The following is a 20,351-nucleotide window of genomic DNA, read 5'->3' as shown; positions in this document are numbered from 1 at the left end:
GGTGGACTAGGAATAAGGCTAAGGCTAAGAGAGAATGTATACTAACTTTAACTCATTATGAATCCTACCACAAGGCGGCTGAGGCTCTCGAAGCCCCGCGTTACACCCACCATAAAAAATAAAAAGAGACTATCCGAACAGATAGCCTCTTTTTGTATGTATTGTTGTCTGAATTACTTCTTCTTGTAAGCAGCGTCTTTGATTCTAGCTTTTTTACCTCTAAGGTCTCTGAAGTAATAAATTCTAGATCTTCTAACTCTACCTCTTCTGTCAACTTCAATTTTCTGAAGTGCAGGCATGTTGATAGGGAATACTCTTTCTACACCTACATCACCACTCATTTTTCTGATAGTAAATGTTTTTGTAGCACCTGTACCTCTCAACTGGATAACGGTACCTTTGAAGAACTGAGTTCTGGTTTTTTGTCCTTCTTTAATTTCGTAATACACAGTAATTGTGTCTCCTGCTTTGAATTCAGGGAAATCTTTTTTAGTAATGTACTGGTCTTGTACGTACTTTAATAAATCCATTATTAATAAAATAAAATGTTAAAGCTAAGCAACTTACACGTTCTTCGTCAGAGGTTGAATAACAGGTCGCAAAGATACAAAATAGTTTTTGATTTCACCAAATAAATTATGTATTAAAAACTATAATTTTTTAGCCGGAAATTCTTCATAAAGTTAACAGTTCCTTTAAGTTCCCATCAGACACAGTTTATATTGGATACCTACTTTTGCCCGAAATAAAAATCAGAGTATTATTCTTTTAATGTTCTGATTTACAAATTAAAATAAATCTATACAAAAGTAAATCATTATGAAACATTATTTCTTCTTTTTTTGTTTTGTCGTCCAGATGACATTCGGGCAGACACTTTTCCCTTATCTTCAGAACCCGACACCCAGTTCTATGATTGTGAATTGGAAAACAGCTTCTGATAACGAAACAACAGTTATTTACGGAACATCACCAACCAACCTGAACGTGACAGTTACCGGAACAACTAACATTTTTTCCGATACAGGCTACAACAACAATTATTATTACCACACCGCAAAAATCGCAGGTCTGCAGGCCAACACCAAATACTACTATAAAATAAAAACAGGAACCAGCGAGTCTTCCGTTTATAATTTCAGAACGCTTCCTGCGCCGGGTCAGGCAGTTACCGCAGACGGAAAAATACGTTTCCTGATCATGGGTGACAACCAGATCAAGGCGGAACCAAGATACGACAGTCTTACGCTGAATGCATTCAAAAAATTAAAACAAAAATTCGGACCGGATTCTGATCCTTCAGATAATATTGCTCTCACTTTTATGGTGGGTGACCAGGTTGATGTAGGAACTCTGGATCATTATGAGAATGTGCATTTTAAAAAGAACATCAAACTATCTCCTTATCTTCCTATTCAGACTACAGTGGGGAACCACGAAACGTACGGAACTCTGGGAATGAATTCTTATTATGCCCATTTTTATATAGATGAAATTAAATACAGAAATATCTCATCTGGGAATGAGAATTATTATGCACAGCAGGCCGGAAATGTTCTGTTCGTAAGTTTAAGTTCAGAGCATACGGGAACAGCACAGCAAACATGGCTTTCCCAGATTCTGACTGAAGCTAATAATGACCCTACGGTAGACTGGATTATTTCTTTAAGCCACAGACCTTACCAGGCAGAACAGTATGTAGGAGACATTTCTACATGGGTAAGAAACAACGCAGTACCGTTGCTGACTACTTCCAGCAAATATTTGATGCATGTTGGAGCGCACCACCACTTATACCACAGAGGGCAGTTAAAAGATACCCCGAATTATCAGATTATTTCCGGCGGTACGGCATGGGATCAGTATTGGGGAATGTCTACTGAACAGGATTTTGATGATGTACAGAAAACACTTACAGACTGGACGTACCAGATTGTGGAAGTAGATATACCAACAGGAAAAGTAGATATAGAAAGCTACTCAATTGGTGGTGTGTACAACAGAAAGTACAACGAACTTGTAGATACTTTCCATAGATATAAAAACCAGCCCAGACCTTCAAAACCTGTTATTAGCAATACTTTTACAGCTCCGGTAACATTACCGCTGACATTGGACGGAAGTGCCTTTGCATCATCCAACGGGGAACTTCTTAATACCACACAGTTCCAGATCAGTAAAGCTGCTAATTTTTCAGTAATTGAAAAAGAATTTTACCGTGATTATGAAAACTGGTTCGGGAAAGACGGAAACGGAACACCGGACAGAACGAAAAACTTAAATGCGGGACTTGATATTACAAAAGCAACCATTGCTGCCAATTCCATCTCAAACGGAACCTATTATGTAAAAGTACGTTACAGAGACAGAAACCTGGAATGGAGCGACTGGAGCGATGTAAAACAGTTTGAAGTAGCGGGAAGCGTAGTTTCCAACCCTACATTCGTATTAGATAAAACCGAATATACACAGAATGAGCCTATCACAGCCACTTATACAGGAGGTCCTGGAAATCAGCAGGATTGGGTAGGAATTTACAAAAAAGGACAAACTCCGGCTACAACCACTTCTCAGGGATATCTTTACACCAACGGACAAACGGCCGGAACAGCAGTTTTCACCAATGGATTGGCTAACAAAGGCCAGTATTTTGCAGGATTCTTTGCGAATAACGGCTACACGGAAATTACAGACAGAAAAAGTTTTTATGTAGGCCCGAAAGTACAGCTTCAGACTACTGCAGATACGTATCCGGTAGGCGGAACAGTGGTTGTGAATTACAGCAACGGACCGAATTTAGTGAAAGACTGGATCGGGATTTATAAAATGGGCCAGACACCGGGAACCAATACTGCTATCAAATGGAGCTACGTAACAACAGCTTCAGGAACCCTGAATTTTACAGGTCTTCCAAAAGGATATTACTATGCTCAGTATCTTCTTGAGGATGGATATACCGGAATCGGGGACAAAGTATTCTTTAAAGTAGGAGATATCGTTACCGAATTATGGATCAACAAGCCGGTTTATACTTTAGGTGAAAATATTACCGCTTCATGGACGGATTCTCCGGGAATTATCAAAGACTGGTTGGGAATTTATCCTCAGAGCGTTCAGACTCCGGACGATAATTTTATTTCTTATACGTATTTTGACGGAGTTACTCAGGGAACAAAAACCATTCAGGGAACAGCGCTTCCAACAACACCCGGGAATTATTATATGGTGATGTTTACCAATGACTCTTATACAGAAGTTTCAAACAGAAAACAGTTTCAGGTGACATCCGGAACATTAGGAACCGAGGAGGTAAAAAGTACGGAGAAAAATGTAGTGATATATCCGAATCCAACGAAACCGGGTGAGCCTACATTCATCAAAAGTGATTACCCGATTGAGAAAATTGAGCTTTTATCAGCATCAGGACAGCTGTTGTATGAATCAAAAAACATCAACAATCAGCGTTTCTCTCTGGTGAATGAAAATCTTCCGAAAGGAGTCTACTTCGTGAAAGTTCACACAAGAAAACTATTTACTTTAAAGCTGGTTATACAGTAATATTCTAACAATATATTAAAAAAGCGGGAAAATTATTTCCCGCTTTTTCTATTTAATACAAAGAGGAACAATAAAATGCAAATAACAATGATCATCTCTTTTACTTTTTAATGGGAAATTAAGTTCATTAAAGCTCCTAAAATCATGATCGAAATACAAAACGTTATCATTCCCAATAGGTAGGAGACAAGGGCTTTAAAGTAACTACCTGCTTTGGATTTATCAAAAAACTGACCTACAGCCCATGAAAAATAGACAAATACAATCACCGTTGCAACCGGCATAAGATGATATTTAGTCAGCCCTTCAACGATAGAGAAAACGGAAAACATCAGCATTTCCATTCCAAGAATAAAGCATAGCAGAATCAATATTTCAAAAAAGTTGTAATCATATTTTTTAAAAAATATTTTTAACCAAAAAGCAATAAAGGCTCCCATGATCATATTGGAATAGCCATAATGGCTCTGTACCCAGCTGTTAATTGCATTGAGTTGTGAATCTCCGGCACCATCAATTTTTATATAACTTTCCTCAATATGAAAAAAATGATTGATAAGCGTATAGATTATTGAGGAAACAATAATAAATATCACCGGTTTTACCAATCTGCTTCTGTTTTCACTGATGAAATTCCGGATGTTTTCTCCGGGTCTTACCAATAACTCTCTTATGGTATATAAAATGCCCCTGTCAAAATGTAAGACGTGTTCTATTTCATGGAGAATGTAGGTTCCGTCTATTCTTTTGGGTTTCATGGTTTGTTTACAGTTTGAGCAAAATTCTTCATTCATAGTACTTGATTTTTAAGTGCAAAAAACGATAAATGATTTTGAATAGACTTTACACTTTTGTTTAGTTTTTTGGTCTTTTTTGCCAATGTAAAATGAAAGAAACTTATTTTTTACGCATATGTAAACATCGGTTCATCGAATCAACGAAGTTGATTTCTTCAAATGTTTTATAATTATTGACTTAGAAATGCCGAAACCTTGTTTACAAATAGAATTTCATTTTGGAAGAAGGCTGCATGGCCGGAATCGGGGAAGATCAATAGTTCCGAATGATGTATTTTAGCATTCTGAACTGGCAGCGCAAGATCATTTTCACCATGAACTATAAGAACAGGGCATTTAATGGTGTTTAATTCAGTAAGTGCACTGGCATCCGGCATGGCCCAGCTTGAAATAGCGGCAAATTGGGAGGCAACAGCAGCAGAGCTAAGGGGAAGATCCCTGTTGGCTGTACGAAGATGAATTCTTGTGTAAGATTGTTTTGCAGCGGCAATACTTTTCTCAGAGGTCGTAAATCCGAACTTTATGAAAAATTCTTCAGGTGTTGACCCTTTTATTTTGGATATGGTATGGGGCAGATCAGATAACCCTACTGCCCCTTGCGGCCCGGAGCCTACCAAAATCAATTTATGAATCATTGAAGGTCGGGTGAAAGCTATTCTTTGAGCAACAAATCCACCCATCGAATACCCCATTATATTTACTTTATCCAAGTTTAAAGCTTGTATAAAATCTATAGCATCGTCCGCCATTTCCTGTATAGTGTGCGGTGTGGTTCCACCCGATGAGGCAACTCCTTTATTATCGAATATGATAAGTCTGTATTTTTTAGCGAGGCCATTAATAACAGCAGGATCCCAGTTATCCATCGACCATCCTAATCCCTGCAGCAGAATTAACGGAATTCCTTTTTCCTTCCCCAGTATCCGATAAGCGAAATTTATTCCTTTTACCCGGATAAACTTTGTGGGGGCGGTTTGGTGGTTTACAAAGGCTATTTCCTGAAGAGTGGTGACCTTGTTTCTTTCTTTACAGGATATGGGAAATACAGTAAAAAGTACTATGCATAAAAAACTCGGAACAATTTTTTTTGGGATTAATCTCATTGTGCTTTTATTTTTCGTAAACTTAAAATGTATAATTCACATGCACAAATTTTGTTTCACAACTAAATTAATCTAAAGAAATCTTGTAAAATGGCCATAAATTGAATCCTGACTTTGTTGTATGCTTGATTCTTCCGCTCTATAGAACTTCGTTTCTTCTATAAATAAAAGAAATCTTCCTTTTTCTTCACCAGGAACTGATCAATACCGAAAGTTTTGTATCCATACAGGGAAAACATTCCCAATAGCATGATCAACAGGACCTGTGGCAGAAAAAAGAAATAGGTAAGCCACGTAAAAGGGTCCATAGGGTAGATTCCGGTTTCCGGATCAATGGGAACCACTTCTGTAGGGATGGAATGTAAATCTTTGGTCACCAGTGCCACAAGCATAATGACAATTAAAGAAAGTGAACTGAATCTGGTGAGCAGCCCGATTAACAGAAACAGTCCCCAGAATGCTTCATTAAAAGCAACAAAATTGGCCATGAACTGAGGATGAGAAAATCCCAGACTGCTTATGGTTTTCAGCATGTATCCCTGAAAAACAGGATGGAAAAGTTTACTGGAACCTGTGATGAAAAAGAACAATCCGATACTTATTCTGCAAATAACGTAAAATAGATCTCCGGTTTTATTGAATGTGTTTTTTTCCATATTAAACGGTATTGAACGTAAACTTTTTAGGTTTAGAAAGATTTAACGTATACTATGATGAAAAAAAGTGTAGAAAGTTAGATTAAGATTCAAATAAATTCCCGGATACCGTAGATATCATAAAATTTATTAAATTTAACGGACAGAAAATCTAATATTTCATGATAGATAAAAGAGTAAAAAATGCAAAGGAAGCCATCGAAGGAATTAAAGATGGAATGACTTTAATGCTGGGCGGATTTGGTCTGTGCGGTATTCCTGAAAACTCAATAAATGCTTTGGTAGAGAGTGATGTGAAAGATGTTACATGCATTTCAAACAATGCGGGTGTTGATGATTTCGGATTAGGATTACTGCTTCAGAAAAGACAGATCAAAAAAATGATCTCTTCTTATGTAGGAGAAAATGCAGAATTCGAAAGACAGATGTTGTCCGGAGAATTGGAAGTTGAGCTTACTCCACAGGGAACTTTAGCGGAAAAATGCAGAGCAGCACAGGCTGGAATTCCTGCTTTCTATACACCGGCCGGCTATGGAACCGAAATTGCGGAAGGAAAAGAAGTGAAAGATTTTAACGGAAAACCTCACATTCTGGAACATGCCTACAAAGCAGATTTTTCTATTGTAAAAGCCTGGAAAGGAGACCATGTAGGAAACCTGATCTTTAAGGGTTCTGCAAGAAATTTCAATCATCCTATGGCTGGCGCCGCGAAAATCACCATTGCTGAAGTGGAAGAATTGGTAGAACCGGGCGTTTTAGATCCTAATGAAGTTCACATTCCGGGAATTATGGTTCAGAGAATTTTCCAGGGTGAAAAATTCGAAAAGAGAATTGAACAAAGAACAGTCAGAAAAAAGGATTAATTTCTTCTGAAATACTGTACTCATCATAAAAATAAAGCGCTGAATTTGTTTCAGCGCTTTATTTATTTATTTATTCTTGTGAAACAGGCATTTTTCGTTCTCCGATCTGCTGTCTCCACATCGCATAATAGAGTCCTTTTTCGGCAATCAGCTTATCATGAGACCCCGTTTCGATCACCTGCCCGCGTTCAAGTACATAAATCTGGTCCGCATGCATGATCGTACTCAAACGATGGGCAATAAGCACCGTAATCTGCTCCCTTTCTTTTGAAATGTTTTTTATGGTAGAGGTGATTTCTTCTTCCGTAATACTGTCCAGCGCCGAAGTCGCTTCATCAAATATTAACAGATGGGGTTTTCTTAAAAGAGCCCTGGCAATGGCAATTCTCTGCTTTTCTCCACCGCTCAGTTTCAGTCCGCCTTCACCAATAACGGTCTCTATGCCGTTTTCCGCTCTTTCAAGCAATGCCGTACAGCTGGATTTCTGTAATGCAGATTCCAGGTCCTGCGCCGTAGCATCTGGGTTGACAAAAAGAAGATTTTCTTTGATGGTTCCTGCGAAAAGCTGGGTATCCTGAGTTACAAATCCGATTTGATTTCTCAGCTCATCAAAATCGAATTCTTTTCCGTTGATGGAATTGTAAAAAATATTTCCTTCCTGAGGTCTGTAAAGTCCCACCAACAGCTTCACTAAAGTACTTTTTCCTGAACCGCTTGGCCCCACAAAAGCAATAGTCTGCCCGTTTTTAACCTGAAAAGAGATATTATTTAAAGCTTTATACTGAGCCGACTGATGTTTGAAAGAAATATGTTTAAATTCCAGTTCTTCAATAGCTCCAATCTGTTTAGGATGTAGTGGTTTTTCTTCCACATCTTTTTTCATTAAACGGTCGAAATTTTGAAGAGATGCCTCAGCTTCACGGTAAGAAATAATAATGTTCCCGATTTCCTGCATAGGCCCGAAAATGAAGAAACCATAAAACATCAGAGAAAGATATTGACCCGGAGTAACAATATTTTTGAAAATTAAAAGAAGCAGCGTCATCGTAATCAGCTGTTGAAGAAAATTCACCATAGTCCCCTGAATAAAACTCAGTGAACGGATACTTTTAACCTTTCTGAGCTCAAGTCCGAGAATCTTATAGGTATTATTATTTAAACGGATCACTTCCTGATTCGTTAATCCTAAACTTTTGACAATCTCAATATTTCTTAAACTTTCCGTCGTACTTCCTGCCAGTGCCGTAGTTTCCGAAACGATATTCTTCTGAATGCTTTTTATTCTCTTGCTTAATAAATTCGTGATAAAAGCAATCAGGAAAATTCCGCAGATATATACAGGCATAATGGACCAATGCAGTCGGATTGCATACACGGAAACGAAAATAATACTGACTAAAATCCCAAAGAAGATATTAATAAAACTGGTGATGAACTTCACAGAATCTTCCCTTACTTTCGTTAAGATAGATAAAGTCTCACCACTTCTCTGATCCTCAAATTCCTGGTAAGGCAGCGCCATCGAATGTTTTAAACCGTCCGTAAAGATTTTTGCACCAAATTTCTGAGTGATAACGCTTACGGCATAATCCTGAAAAGCTTTGGCTATTCTGCTCACCATTGCTGTTCCGATAAGTAACCCTAAAAAGTAAAATACACCGTGATAGATCCCGTCTCCATAAAGATATTGGTTCAGATTTCTCGGTAAAAGTTTCTCCTTATCAAAGAAATTAGGATGCGTTACCAGTTTATCAAGGATATTTCCCGTAATGGCAGGCGCAAATAAAGAAAAAACCTGATTAATGGTAGCCAGTAACAAAGAAAGGATAATTAACCATTGGTAAGGTTTGAGGTATCTTAAAAGTATTTTCATTCTAATCAATAATCTTGCAAAATTAGAGATATTATTTTGACTTACAGTGTGGGGTAAGAAAATTAATATTGTGGGGTTGGAAGGTGCGGGATGCGGGTTTCGGGTGAGGGAGTTTGAGCGTCTGAGGGGTTTGAGGGTTTGAGAGTGAATGAGGTTGGGAGAGGTTGTCAGTTGCTGGTTCGTAATTGCAGAGTGAATGATTCAGTATCTGAGGTCTGAAATATCATATCTGTTGTGAAAATTCACCATTGACATTTCTAGCCTCAGTCTTTGTTGTTATCCTTGTCAAGGTTCAAAACCTTGACAAGGATTCTCCCGCTCATAACCTCCCGCTTCCAACTTCCTGACATCATTAAAAATAAACACTTTATCCTAAGCTCGGCTGGTATTAATAATTTTGAGCAACAAAGCCCTTTTGTATTCAGTTGAAAAGAATTAAATTGCAGTCTAAGTTTTTAATATGCTCACAAAAGAACAAATTGCTAAAAGGATTTCAAAAGAACTGAAAGACCGTTATTATGTAAACCTGGGAATAGGAATTCCTACTTTGGTTGCCAACTACGTTCCAGAAGGTATTTCCGTAGAGTTTCAGAGTGAAAACGGAGTTCTCGGTATGGGACCTTTTCCTTTCGAAGGAGAAGAAGATGCCGATATCATCAATGCCGGAAAACAGACGATCACCATTCTGCCGGGCGGTTCATTTTTCGATTCCGCATTCAGTTTTGGAATGATCCGCGGTCAAAAAGTGGATCTTACTATCCTTGGTGCTATGGAAGTTTCTGAAAACGGAGATATTGCCAACTGGAAGATTCCCGGAAAAATGGTAAAAGGGATGGGTGGAGCTATGGACCTTGTGGCTTCGGCAGAAAATATTATCGTTGCCATGATGCATGTGAATAAAGCAGGAGAAAGTAAAATTTTGAAAAAATGTACCCTTCCGCTTACAGGCGTCAACTGTGTGAAAAGAGTCGTAACCGAATTAGCGGTATTGGATGTTACTCCGGCCGGATTCAAACTGGTAGAAAGAGCTCCGGGCGTTTCAGTAGAGCACATTATACAGTCAACAGAAGCAGATCTGATCATTGAAGGTGAAATTCCTGAAATGCAATTCTAATATCATTGAAAATGCTTTGACTCAGCTCAGCATATCATATAATTTTTGTTTCAAGACAAAAGAAAAAGCGGTTTCAGAAGTGAGACCGCTTTTTTATGCTTTAAAATTTCCTTAAACTAAAAGAATAATGACTAGATTCTACAACTAATTTCTAACATCTAGCCTCTAACTTCTAACTCATTTCGCATCCTGAGCCCCAAAAACCTTCTGCAAAATAGAAGTCGTTCTCATAGCCGGAGTATTTCTGATTCCGCTTTCTTTTTCCGCTACCATTTTGAAGACACCGTTAATGGTTTCTGTAGTTACATATTCATTCAGATCAGTCGTTACAGATTGCCCCGTAAAGGTATTGTATTTTGAAATCAGGTTTTTCCAGACTGTATCTGCGCCTACTTTTCCCAGTGAAGCTTTCACTTTTGGCTGGAAGGCCGTAAACAGCTGGCTTTGCGTTTTGGACTGTAAATAATTGGTGGCCGCATTATCACTGCTTAACAGGATATTTTTGGCATCCGTAATCGTCATTGAGGTAATGGCATTGGTGAAAATAGGAGCAGCTTCCGTCACCGCATCTTCCGCAGCCCTGTTTAATAATTTAACCCCTTCATCTGCAAGACTTCCCATTCCTAAAGAGCGTAATGTAGTGTCAATCTTCCTTAATTTTTCAGGCATCAGGATTTTTACCGCTTCATTTTTGAAAAAGCCATCCGTTAGAGCCAGTTTTTTTACACCGTCTGTTACTCCGATGCTTAAAGCTTCTTTTAATCCTGATGAAATCTGAGTAGAAGTAAGACTTCCAAGATTGACAGGAGAATTTTTGGATGGAGTAGTAGTGCTGGTTGTTGTGGTAGTGGTCGTTGCAGTTACAGGACTTTTAGTTTTGGAAGGAGCATCAAGATCAACTCCTGTTTTGGTTTTTACGGTAGATTTGATGATATCCATAATCTGTGCCTGTGTAGAAACCGAAAATAATAATCCTGCTGCAAGTAAAATGCTTTTCTTCATTGTATTTTTTTTGCAAATTTAGATGTTTTATTATTTAATAGGTTAAAATGGGGCAAAGAGTTTTGGAAAATAATTATCTTAGCTAAAACCTTAATCATATTCAGATGCGATGTTTCCTTTTTGTATGTTCCATTCTTTTTTCAACTGTTTTTAATGCTCAGATGAAACCAAATTTAATCCCATATCCGGAAAAATTAACCTTCGAGGAAGGTAAGTTTGTCATTCCTGAAACATTGATACTGAATGATAAACTTCCGAAAGAAGAAACCGAATATTTCAAAAAACGCTTAGGCACTCAGGTTAAATTTCAATCCAGCAGCAGTACCGAAAAAGTACATGTGATGTATCTGCAGGTTTCACAACCGAAAATGCCGATTGACCCTGATGGCGATAAAGAAAGATATTCTATTGATATTTCTCCCAAAAGAATCTCCATCAGTTCCCATACGAAACAGGGATATTTCCTTGCTCTTCAGACATTGATCCAGTTGTTTGAAGAACATAAGGAAGACGGGCAGATTCCGGCGATGGAAATTGAAGACCATCCCAAATTTGCGTGGCGCGGAATGCATCTTGATGTATGCCGTCATTTTTTCAATGTGGATGAGGTGAAACAGTACATCGACTATCTTGCGATGTATAAACTGAATACCTTTCACTGGCACCTCACGGATGATCAGGGTTGGAGAATTGAGATTAAAAAATATCCGAAACTGACAGAAATAGGGTCAAAACGTAAAGAATCAATGATTGGAGCTTATGTAGACGATACCTTTGACGGAAAACCTTACGGCCCTTATTTTTATACTCAGGAACAGATTAAAGACGTTGTGAAATATGCCCAGCAAAGACATATTACCATCGTTCCTGAAATTGAAATGCCGGGACATGCTTTGGCTGCGTTATCAGCTTATCCGGAGCTGGCCTGTACAAAAGGACCGTTTGAATCGGCAACAAAATGGGGTGTTTTTGATGATGTTTTCTGCCCAAAAGATGAAACATTCACTTTTCTGGAGAATGTTCTTGATGAAGTCATGAAACTATTTCCGTCTCAGTATATCCACATCGGAGGTGACGAATGCCCGAAAACAAGATGGAAAGAATGCGCCCACTGCCAGGAGCTTATTAAGAAAAATAATCTGAAAGATGAACACGGATTACAGAGCTATTTCATCCAAAGAATTGAAAAATATGTAAACAGCAAAGGCCGAAAAATCATCGGTTGGGACGAAATTTTAGAAGGAGGTCTTGCTCCAAACGCTGCAGTAATGAGCTGGACAGGCGTAAACGGTGGAATAGAAGCTGCGAAATCGGGACATTTTGCGGTAATGACACCGGGTTCTTATTGCTATTTTGATCACTATCAGGGAGATCCGCAGTCTGAGCCTAATGCATTTGGAGGCTTTACCCCATTGGATAAAGTGTATTCCTATAATCCTATTCCCGCAGAACTGAATAAAGAACAATCCAAATATATTTTAGGTGTTCAGGCCAATTTATGGACAGAATACATCACGGATTTTAAGCAGGTACAATACATGATTTTCCCAAGACTGATGGCACTTTCAGAAGTAGGATGGGGAACAGCAGATTCCAAAAATTATAAAGAATTTGAAGGCAGAGTCATCAATCAGTTTAAAGTTCTGGATAAAATGAAGATCAATTACGCAAAAAGTATCTATAATATTTCCGGAAAAGTAATTTCTGCAAACAAAGGGATTGCCTATGAACTTTCCGTATCGCAGGATCCTAAGGGAATAAGATATACCACAGACGGAACCGAACCTTCTGTGAATTCGAAGATCTATCAGGGACCAATTGGTATTCCTCAGTCTTCAACCGTAAAATCTGCTTATTTTGAAGACGGAAAACTGAAAAGCGCTGTTTCTACACAGGAATTTACAGTTTCAAAAGCAACAGGAAAAAAAATAACTTTAGAACAGCAGCCTAACGAAAACTATTCTTTTGGCGGAGCTTTTACTTTAGTTGACGGAATTATCGGAAATGTAAGAAAGTTAGGAAAGACATGGTTGGGTTTTCAGGGAAAAGATGTAATCGCAACTATTGATTTAGGCGAAAAAACCAATTTCTCAGAAGTTTATTTCAATACACTTGAAAACAAAGGAAGCTGGATTCACCTTGCAAAATCGGCAAAGATTTTTGTTTCTGATGACGGAAAGAATTTTAAAATGATCAAAGAAATCGGGAAAGACGAAATTCAGAATTTAAAAGGAAAAATAAAACTGAATGTAGGAAACCAGAACTCAAAATACATTAAGCTTGCCATAGAAAATGCAGGGATAATTCCTGCGGGAAACCCTGGCGCAGATTCAAAAGCATGGCTCTTTGTTGATGAAATCGGTGTAAATTAAACCTCAAAGCTGAATGAATATAATGCAGAACGATATCCTTTCCTCAGAATTTTCCACCTCACCTGATCTGGTTGAGAAGCTTTATCAATACGGAGTCACCAAAACCTACCGTGAAGGAGATGCAATCCTCAGCGAAAATGCCTCTATACATTCCATTCCCATTGTTATGAAAGGAATGATGAAAGTGATCAGAACCGATGAAGACGGAAGAGAGATTTTGCTGTATTACATAAAAAGCGGTGAAAGCTGTATCATGTCATTCCTCGGAGGAATGCACAACGAAAAAAGTATCGTAAAAGCCGAAGTGGAAGAAGATACAGAAATCCTTTTTCTGCCGATGGATAAAGCCTCGTCATTAATCAAAGAATATCCGGAATGGTTGGATTATATTTTTAAACTCTATCATAAGCGTTTTGAAGAGCTCCTGGAAATCATCAATGCTATTGCTTTTAAAAAAGTGGATGAAAGACTGCTTCATCTGCTTCACAAGAAATCTGAACTTGCCGATTCCAAAACAATAGTGACTACCCATGAGCAACTGGCTAACGAACTGGGAACTGTAAGAGTTGTCGTCTCAAGACTGCTTAAGCAATTAGAAGAAGCCGGAACACTCAAGCTTGGCCGCAATAAAATCACTATTCTATAAAAATAACCCTATTTATCATTTGGATTGTAAGCATTCCCCTCCGCTGGAGAAGTGGCGAAAATTCGAAGGATTTTTGACGTGTAGGGGGCTTCGAGAGCCTCAGCCCCCTTTAGAGGGTACTTAGTACATTCAGCCTATCATTACGGCAACAAAGACCACTGGGGGCTGAGGCTCTCGAAGCCCCTTCCACATTGTATTCAACTTAAAAATAACTAAAGTGCTTAAAAACTCTCGCACCTTTTGTGGTTGAAAAAATTCACCAAAACCACCTTATGTAACAAAAGTAGCTGTGCTTCTCTTCAGCTATCCCCATCTTTGCAGAGAATTAAATGAATAAATACATGTTGGATCTTATAAAAGAACCGTGGCCCTGGTATGTAGCAGGCCCCCTGATTGGACTTACCGTTCCTGCGCTCTTAATTTTAGGAAATAAATCTTTCGGGATCAGCTCTTCATTGAGACATATCTGTGCTGCCTGTATACCGTCGGGAATCAGCTTTTTCAAATACGATTGGAAAAAAGAAGTCTGGAATCTGTTTTTTGTGCTGGGAATTTTTTTCGGAGGAATGATAGCTGCCCATTTTCTCCTCAATCCGGCTGAAATTACAGTAAATCCTCAGCTGAAAACGGAATTGGCGGGATATGGAATTACAGATTATACCAATCAGGTTCCCGTACAGCTTATGAATTTCGAAAGCATTTTTACTTTAAGAGGCTTTATAATGATGGTTGTCGGTGGCTTTCTGGTGGGATTCGGGACGAGATGTGCGGGAGGATGTACCAGCGGGCATGCAATTATGGGACTTTCCAATCTGCAATGGCCGTCATTAGTTGCCACAATCTGTTTTATGATCGGTGGTTTTATAATGGCTAATTTCATTTTGCCGGTCATTCTTTCTCTTTAACTTAATTTTTAAACGAAAATCATTTATGATAGATTATAAAGAATCAGATATCCGTCATCAGGATGCTGTATGTACCAATGAAAGCAGTCTCCAGCATCAATGGTATCATAATATCAAATATCTTTTGGCAGGAATTATCTTCGGAATTATTTTCGTGAAATCCGAAGTCATCAGTTGGTTCAGGATTCAGGAAATGTTCCGTTTGCAGTCTTTTCATATGTATGGGATTATCGGAAGTGCAGTAATTGTAGGAATTATTTCAGTTTGGTTAATTAAAAAGCTGAATATCAAAACAATTTACGGGGAATCTATTCACATTCCTTCTAAGAAATTTAGCAAGGGCCAGATTTACGGAGGCCTGATCTTTGGTTTTGGCTGGGCAATTACGGGAGCGTGTCCCGGACCGCTTTTCGCTCAGATCGGGACAGGAGCTTTAGCTGTTTCCGTTACACTTCTGAGTGCTGTGGCAGGAACCTGGGTCTACGGATATTTCAGAGATAAGTTACCGCACTGATGAATGGATGCGGATCATTGAGCTTTACCAGCTGTATAATATAAAAGACTGCCGGAAATTGATCAGCAGTCTTTTGGTATAGAAATTATGAAAAAATAAAGTTTTTTGCTCCTAAAGCCATATACAGATTAATACGTTCTATTCTGTACTGGAGCTCCAGGTTGATGAGGTTCATTTCATTTTTAAGAAGATCTCTTTGCTTCCGGATGAGTACAAAACTGTTATTGGCACCTACCTTTATCTGCTTTTGAGTGAGATTGATATTGTTTTCAAGTTCCTTGATGGCACTTTGACTATAAGTGAGCTGTCTCTCGATAGATTGCAGATTGGCTAAAGAAGATTCTACCTCGTTCAAAGCATTCAGCACTGTTTTTGAATATTCTTCTACAATTTGTTTCTGCTGGGAATTCTTTATTTCCACATTCTTTTTCAGTTTTCCGCCGTTGAATAATGGAGAAACCAATCCGCCGCCTACTTTTAATAATGGATTGGAAAAAAAAGAATTTATAGCTTCTACATTACTGCCCGCAGTTCCCAAAGTTGAACTGATGCTCAGAGAAGGAAGCCTCGCTGCTTTTGCCTGCTGTACTTCGTAAAAAGCCTTTTCTATCTGGAAATGGCTGGCCTGCACATCAGATCTGCCTTCTAAAAGTTCCAGTGGAAAAGACTCGGGGATCCCATTTTTTAATGGATTAAAGGAATTCTGAGTGGCCAGTTTCCCTTCAGGATATTTTCCTGTAAGCAATTCCAACGATCTTCTGGATTGAATATTGGCATTTTTAACCTTTTCCAGATAGCCTTGCAGCGAAATAATTTCTGCAGATATATTGGAGATATCTAATGCATTAGCTGTTCCGACCTTTTTCTGGATTCGATATAATTTTTCCAGATCTTTAGATTGAAGAATATAGCTTTCAATTTTATTTTCCTGAATATTTCCTGCAATATTCAGATAGTAAGCTTTTGCAATCATTCCTGCAATAGACTGGTGCAATAGGATATTTTGGTACTTTGCCGTGAAATAATCACTGGTGCTGGCCATTTGTGCAGATTTATTCTTTCCCCAAAGATCAATTTCCCAGCTGGCTTTCAGTGCCAGACGTCGGATCTGGCTTTCATTCACCAGATTATTAGAAGTATTGGCCACCGCGCTCACACTCGGGTAAAGATCACTTCCTGCAATTTCCATCGCCAGTTCAATCTGATTCAGCTTTTCCTTTGCAATGATAAGATCCGGATTATGCAGCATTCCCTCTTGAATCAATCCTTCCAGTTGAGGAGTCTTGATGTCTGTAATCCATTCATAGGAAATGGATCGTGCATTGGCCTGTCTGTCAAAGATCCAGTCATCCGGAATATTGATGTGAGTCGCTATTTCACTGTCTTTTTTCAGCTGATCTATATTTTCTTTTGTGGGTTCTTTATAGCCTATACAAGAGCTTAAACCTATGGAAAGTACTCCCATTATAATTATTTTTTTATACATTTTAGTGAAGTTTAAGGATCAGGAAGTTTATTTTACTGTTCACACGAACCATTACTTTTCGGATAAGATGAAGCGGTTTAATATGATCGGAATAGATCACCGCCGTACCTCTGGCACCGACAGTCAGCTGCTTTTGATTGTCCGTTAATACAAACTTAGCGATCAGCTTTCCGTCCGTTTCCGGCAATTGTCTGGCTGTATCAGGAAGTCCTGCCGTAGATCCGTTTCCTCCAAGCATTCCTCCTGCATTATTCATAATTCCCTGGCTGGTAGCATCAATTACATATTCCAGCTTTGCTTTCACTACCTTTCCGGGTTCTGTTTTAAGAGCCAGTTCAACTTCATCTCCGCTTTTCACTGTTTCCAGTTCATTTTGAGCAAAGAAACCGATAACAGACTGCTGTTTCTGGATTAATACAAACGCTGATTTAAAAGGAGCCATAATAGCACCCTCATTGAGCTGAACGTTCGGAATAATACCGTCTGTAGGCGCTAAAACAACCGTTTGGGATAGATTCCATTTGGCTTGCTCCAATTTCGCCTGGATCTCAGAAACAGAAGAGTTTTCTCCGCCATAGGATGCATTGGATTTTGTTTCCAGAGACTGTTGCTGTGATTGTGCCGCACTGATACGGGACTGTAAATCCTGTACATTCGTTATAGCCTGTTCCAGATCAAATTTATTGGCAGCGCCGGCTTCTACCAATTCCTGGTATTGGCTCACTCTTTTATTGGCAAGATCCAGCTGCGACTGTAAACCTGTAATGTTTTTTTTGGATGCAGAGATGTCCGTATCGTAAGAGGTTACCGTAGCCTTCATATTGCTTATTTTAGCTTCCAGAGATTTAATTTCCTGTAAATAAGGTTCCCGGTCCAGAACAAATAAGGTATCTCCTTTCTTTACTTCCTGATTGGTGGTTACATATACCTTTTTTACCTTTCCCAAAACCTGGGTGGTGATATCTACACTTCGGTTTCCTACCTTAACATCTGAGGTGATAGGGCAAAAATAATTTAGGCTCAGTATTAAAGCAATGCTCCCGAAAATAGGGAGAGAATATACTACGACCTGCGTCGTAAAGGTCCAGGGAATAAGTTTTAGTTTTTTAATAAGTAACCAGCAGATTCCTGCATATATGGCGATGAGTATTTCCAGCATATTTGTTAGTTTTCTGTTGTTTTAAATTCTTCTTCAGGGTTGTTGGTGTCTTTTTTTGGATCATCATAATCGTAGTTGGCCCAGATTAAGGCCACAGGCCACAGGAGCCCTCCAAAAATCAGAGAAAGCAGACACATACTTTTGATGGCTTTCAATTGAGAGTGATTCTTTTTTTCGGCTACCTTTTCCGGGTAAATATGAACTTTCCAGAAAAGATAAATTCCGGCAATAGGTAAAATCATTAAAATCAGCCATGAAGCGGTATCGGCTATTTGGTCTTCCATGTTACCTGATGCTGCTTGAACAAAATTACAAGATAACAGCAGGCAGAGAAGTAAGGATATTCTTTGCATAAAATGTATAAAATGAAAATTAAACGTAAATAAAGCTTGCCGGAGAAACCAGAAAATAAATAGCCGGTGGGCAGCTTTGAATCTTATTGAAGATTAAAGATAATTCTATAATAGGTAGTGTTTGCCAATGGTATTTTTCTCATTTTGCTTTTAATTATTTGTTTTACAGTGTTTTGAATAAGCAAAATTAAGCTGAACAAAATGAGAAAAAATATTCTTAGGTTATTTTTTTCTTTCGTTTCTTTTTTTATGGATACGGGCGGTCATCCTTGAAAGAGAGTTCGGGGTAATTCCCAGAAAATTGGCAATATATTTTCTGTTGGCATTTTGAGATGTAAAAGGGCGGGTCTCTATAAATTCTTCATATCGGGAATGTGGAGACTCAGAACAGAATTGTTCCGTGCGTACTCTTAATGTGTTGATAATCTGTTTTAAAGACTTCAGATATACATTGTGGATACCGCGGTGCTGAAATGCCATTTCTTCAAATTCTGTTCTGTTTAACAGAAAAATCTGAGTTTCAATAACCGCTTCAATGGTATACTTTCTTACATAATCAGAGGAATATGATTCCGGGCTTTCCATAATGGTTCCTTCTTTTTCTGAGGGTAAAAAAAGATTGTTCTCGATTCCGTTTTCGTCATCAAAATAAAACCGTAACAAACCGTTGGAAAGTACAATGAGATGATGGAAAGGCTGGCCCGGTACTGCAAGTTTTTCTTTTTTATGAAGCAGTTTCGGTGTGCTCATACTTACTAAAACATGAATTTCCTCATCAGATAATTCCTGAAAGAAAGCCATATTCCTGAAAGTTTTAAACGTGTCCATTCTGAAAGTAAAGATAAATAAAAATAACAAATTAGCATTACTCTGGCCGATTCGGGGATTTCATTGAAGTTTTTTTAAGATATTTGTTGGTATTATATAATTTCGAGATACAATGAACAATAACCGGAGAAATTTTATCAAAAAATTAGGAATTGCAACAGCAGCAATTGCCATCAATCCATTAGACTTAATGGCTAATGAATTACCCGAAAACAATCTACCTGTCAATAAACCCATCGTGCTTTCCACCTGGAATTTCGGACTGAAAGCTAACGAAGAAGCCTGGACTATCCTGGGAAAAGGAGGAAAAGCTTTAGATGCAGTGGAAAAAGGAGTTCGTCTTGTAGAGTTGGACCCTGCAGAAAGGAGCGTAGGCTACGGCGGACGTCCCGACAGAGATGGCAGGGTTACTCTTGATGCCTGTATTATGGATGAAAATTATAATATTGGTTCTGTAGCATGCTTGGAACATGTGAAAAATCCTATTTCCGTGGCAAGAGCGGTTATGGAAAAAACACCTCATGTGATGCTGGTTGGAGACGGAGCACTTCAGTTTGCTTTGTCGCAGGGATTTAAAAAAGAAAACCTTCTTACCCCCGAATCAGAAAAAGAGTGGAAAGAATGGTTGAAAAAGAGTGAATATAAGCCCGTTGCCAATATCGAAAACCACGATACTATCGGAATGATTGCGCTTGATGCACAGGGAAATCTTTCCGGGGCATGCACCACCAGCGGAATGGCTTTTAAAATGCACGGAAGGGTAGGAGATTCTCCCATTATTGGTGCCGGTTTATTTGTAGACAATGAAATAGGAGCAGCTACAGCCACAGGTCATGGGGAAGAAGTGATCCGTACGGTAGGAACCCATTTGGTGGTAGAACTGATGAGACAGGGCAGAAATCCTCAGCAAGCCTGTAAAGAAGCCGTTGAAAGAATTGTAAAGATTACCCAGAGAAGAAATAAAAACCTGAAAGACATCCAGGTTGGGTTTATAGCCTTAAACAAAAAAGGGGAATATGGCTCTTACTGTATTCAGGATGGCTTTAATTTCGCAGTGTATGATCAGAAAGGCAACCGTCTGGAAAAACCGGAATTTGCTTTGAAATAATTATATTTTGTTTA

General features: G+C 38.6%; 18 protein-coding genes. 8 read left to right on the top strand and 10 right to left on the bottom strand.

The window, feature by feature from the left end:
• Nucleotides 1-173: 173 nt before the first annotated feature.
• Nucleotides 174-530, bottom strand: a complete 357-nt coding sequence (rplS, locus tag ACM46_RS17135) for a 50S ribosomal protein L19 (protein WP_034704964.1) — start codon at nt 528-530, stop codon at nt 174-176.
• A 289-nt stretch (nt 531-819) separates the two neighbouring features.
• On the opposite strand from rplS, the gene ACM46_RS17130 reads away from it, so the two are divergent.
• Nucleotides 820-3,558 carry a fibronectin type III domain-containing protein gene (locus ACM46_RS17130; protein WP_048507918.1) on the top strand — a complete coding sequence of 913 codons (2,739 nt, stop codon included), beginning with the start codon at nt 820-822 and terminating at the stop codon, nt 3,556-3,558.
• A gap of 107 nt (nt 3,559-3,665) precedes the next feature.
• Here the strand turns inward: ACM46_RS17130 and ACM46_RS17125 are convergent, their stop codons facing one another.
• From ACM46_RS17125 to ACM46_RS17115, 3 genes are all read right to left on the bottom strand, one after another.
• Nucleotides 3,666-4,352: a DUF3667 domain-containing protein gene (locus ACM46_RS17125; protein WP_048507917.1), complete on the bottom strand. Its 687-nt coding sequence runs from the start codon at nt 4,350-4,352 to the stop codon at nt 3,666-3,668.
• A 173-nt stretch (nt 4,353-4,525) separates the two neighbouring features.
• Nucleotides 4,526-5,458 carry an alpha/beta fold hydrolase gene (locus tag ACM46_RS17120; RefSeq protein WP_048507916.1) on the bottom strand — a complete coding sequence of 311 codons (933 nt, stop codon included), beginning with the start codon at nt 5,456-5,458 and terminating at the stop codon, nt 4,526-4,528.
• A gap of 158 nt (nt 5,459-5,616) precedes the next feature.
• On the bottom strand, nt 5,617-6,114 hold the full coding sequence (locus ACM46_RS17115) for a DoxX family protein (protein ID WP_048507915.1): 498 nt from the start codon (nt 6,112-6,114) through the stop codon (nt 5,617-5,619).
• Nucleotides 6,115-6,275: 161 nt separating this feature from the next.
• On the opposite strand from ACM46_RS17115, the gene ACM46_RS17110 reads away from it, so the two are divergent.
• A complete protein-coding gene (locus tag ACM46_RS17110; RefSeq protein ID WP_048507914.1) occupies nt 6,276-6,977 on the top strand; it encodes a CoA transferase subunit A in 702 nt (233 codons plus the stop codon).
• Between the two features lie 70 nt (nt 6,978-7,047).
• On the opposite strand, the gene ACM46_RS17105 is transcribed toward ACM46_RS17110, so the two are convergent.
• Complete coding sequence (locus tag ACM46_RS17105; protein ID WP_048507913.1) at nt 7,048-8,850, bottom strand: ABC transporter ATP-binding protein; 1,803 nt, start codon at nt 8,848-8,850, stop codon at nt 7,048-7,050.
• A gap of 460 nt (nt 8,851-9,310) precedes the next feature.
• Here ACM46_RS17105 and ACM46_RS17100 point away from each other — a divergent pair, with 460 nt between their 5' ends.
• Nucleotides 9,311-9,964: a CoA transferase subunit B gene (locus ACM46_RS17100; RefSeq protein ID WP_040995912.1), complete on the top strand. Its 654-nt coding sequence runs from the start codon at nt 9,311-9,313 to the stop codon at nt 9,962-9,964.
• A gap of 177 nt (nt 9,965-10,141) precedes the next feature.
• Here the strand turns inward: ACM46_RS17100 and ACM46_RS17095 are convergent, their stop codons facing one another.
• A complete protein-coding gene (locus ACM46_RS17095) occupies nt 10,142-10,966 on the bottom strand; it encodes a DUF4197 domain-containing protein (protein ID WP_048507912.1) in 825 nt (274 codons plus the stop codon).
• A 161-nt stretch (nt 10,967-11,127) separates the two neighbouring features.
• Between ACM46_RS17095 and ACM46_RS17090 the strand changes: the two genes are divergently transcribed.
• The 4 genes from ACM46_RS17090 to ACM46_RS17075 all read left to right on the top strand — a co-directional run bounded on the left by ACM46_RS17090 (nt 11,128) and on the right by ACM46_RS17075 (nt 15,403).
• Complete coding sequence (locus ACM46_RS17090; protein ID WP_048507911.1) at nt 11,128-13,338, top strand: glycoside hydrolase family 20 protein; 2,211 nt, start codon at nt 11,128-11,130, stop codon at nt 13,336-13,338.
• Between the two features lie 22 nt (nt 13,339-13,360).
• A complete protein-coding gene (locus tag ACM46_RS17085; RefSeq protein WP_048507910.1) occupies nt 13,361-13,984 on the top strand; it encodes a Crp/Fnr family transcriptional regulator in 624 nt (207 codons plus the stop codon).
• A 341-nt stretch (nt 13,985-14,325) separates the two neighbouring features.
• On the top strand, nt 14,326-14,889 hold the full coding sequence (locus tag ACM46_RS17080; RefSeq protein WP_048507909.1) for a YeeE/YedE family protein: 564 nt from the start codon (nt 14,326-14,328) through the stop codon (nt 14,887-14,889).
• A 25-nt stretch (nt 14,890-14,914) separates the two neighbouring features.
• Nucleotides 14,915-15,403: a YeeE/YedE family protein gene (locus ACM46_RS17075; RefSeq protein WP_048507908.1), complete on the top strand. Its 489-nt coding sequence runs from the start codon at nt 14,915-14,917 to the stop codon at nt 15,401-15,403.
• Nucleotides 15,404-15,488: 85 nt separating this feature from the next.
• Here the strand turns inward: ACM46_RS17075 and ACM46_RS17070 are convergent, their stop codons facing one another.
• The 4 genes from ACM46_RS17070 to ACM46_RS17055 form a co-directional block, all read right to left on the bottom strand.
• Nucleotides 15,489-16,889: a TolC family protein gene (locus ACM46_RS17070; protein ID WP_048507907.1), complete on the bottom strand. Its 1,401-nt coding sequence runs from the start codon at nt 16,887-16,889 to the stop codon at nt 15,489-15,491.
• 1 nt (nt 16,890) lies between these two features.
• Complete coding sequence (locus ACM46_RS17065; protein ID WP_048507906.1) at nt 16,891-18,048, bottom strand: HlyD family secretion protein; 1,158 nt, start codon at nt 18,046-18,048, stop codon at nt 16,891-16,893.
• A gap of 5 nt (nt 18,049-18,053) precedes the next feature.
• A complete protein-coding gene (locus ACM46_RS17060) occupies nt 18,054-18,332 on the bottom strand; it encodes a DUF3302 domain-containing protein (protein WP_241486044.1) in 279 nt (92 codons plus the stop codon).
• 291 nt (nt 18,333-18,623) lie between these two features.
• Nucleotides 18,624-19,202 carry a Crp/Fnr family transcriptional regulator gene (locus ACM46_RS17055; protein WP_241486043.1) on the bottom strand — a complete coding sequence of 193 codons (579 nt, stop codon included), beginning with the start codon at nt 19,200-19,202 and terminating at the stop codon, nt 18,624-18,626.
• A 139-nt stretch (nt 19,203-19,341) separates the two neighbouring features.
• On the opposite strand from ACM46_RS17055, the gene ACM46_RS17050 reads away from it, so the two are divergent.
• A complete protein-coding gene (locus tag ACM46_RS17050) occupies nt 19,342-20,337 on the top strand; it encodes an isoaspartyl peptidase/L-asparaginase family protein (protein ID WP_048507904.1) in 996 nt (331 codons plus the stop codon).
• Nucleotides 20,338-20,351: the final 14 nt, after the last annotated feature.

It is taken from the genome of Chryseobacterium angstadtii, assembly GCF_001045465.1.
GTDB lineage: Bacteria > Bacteroidota > Bacteroidia > Flavobacteriales > Weeksellaceae > Chryseobacterium > Chryseobacterium angstadtii.
Note: the sequence above shows the minus strand (reverse complement) of the source record. Positions and strands in the feature narration are given on the sequence as shown.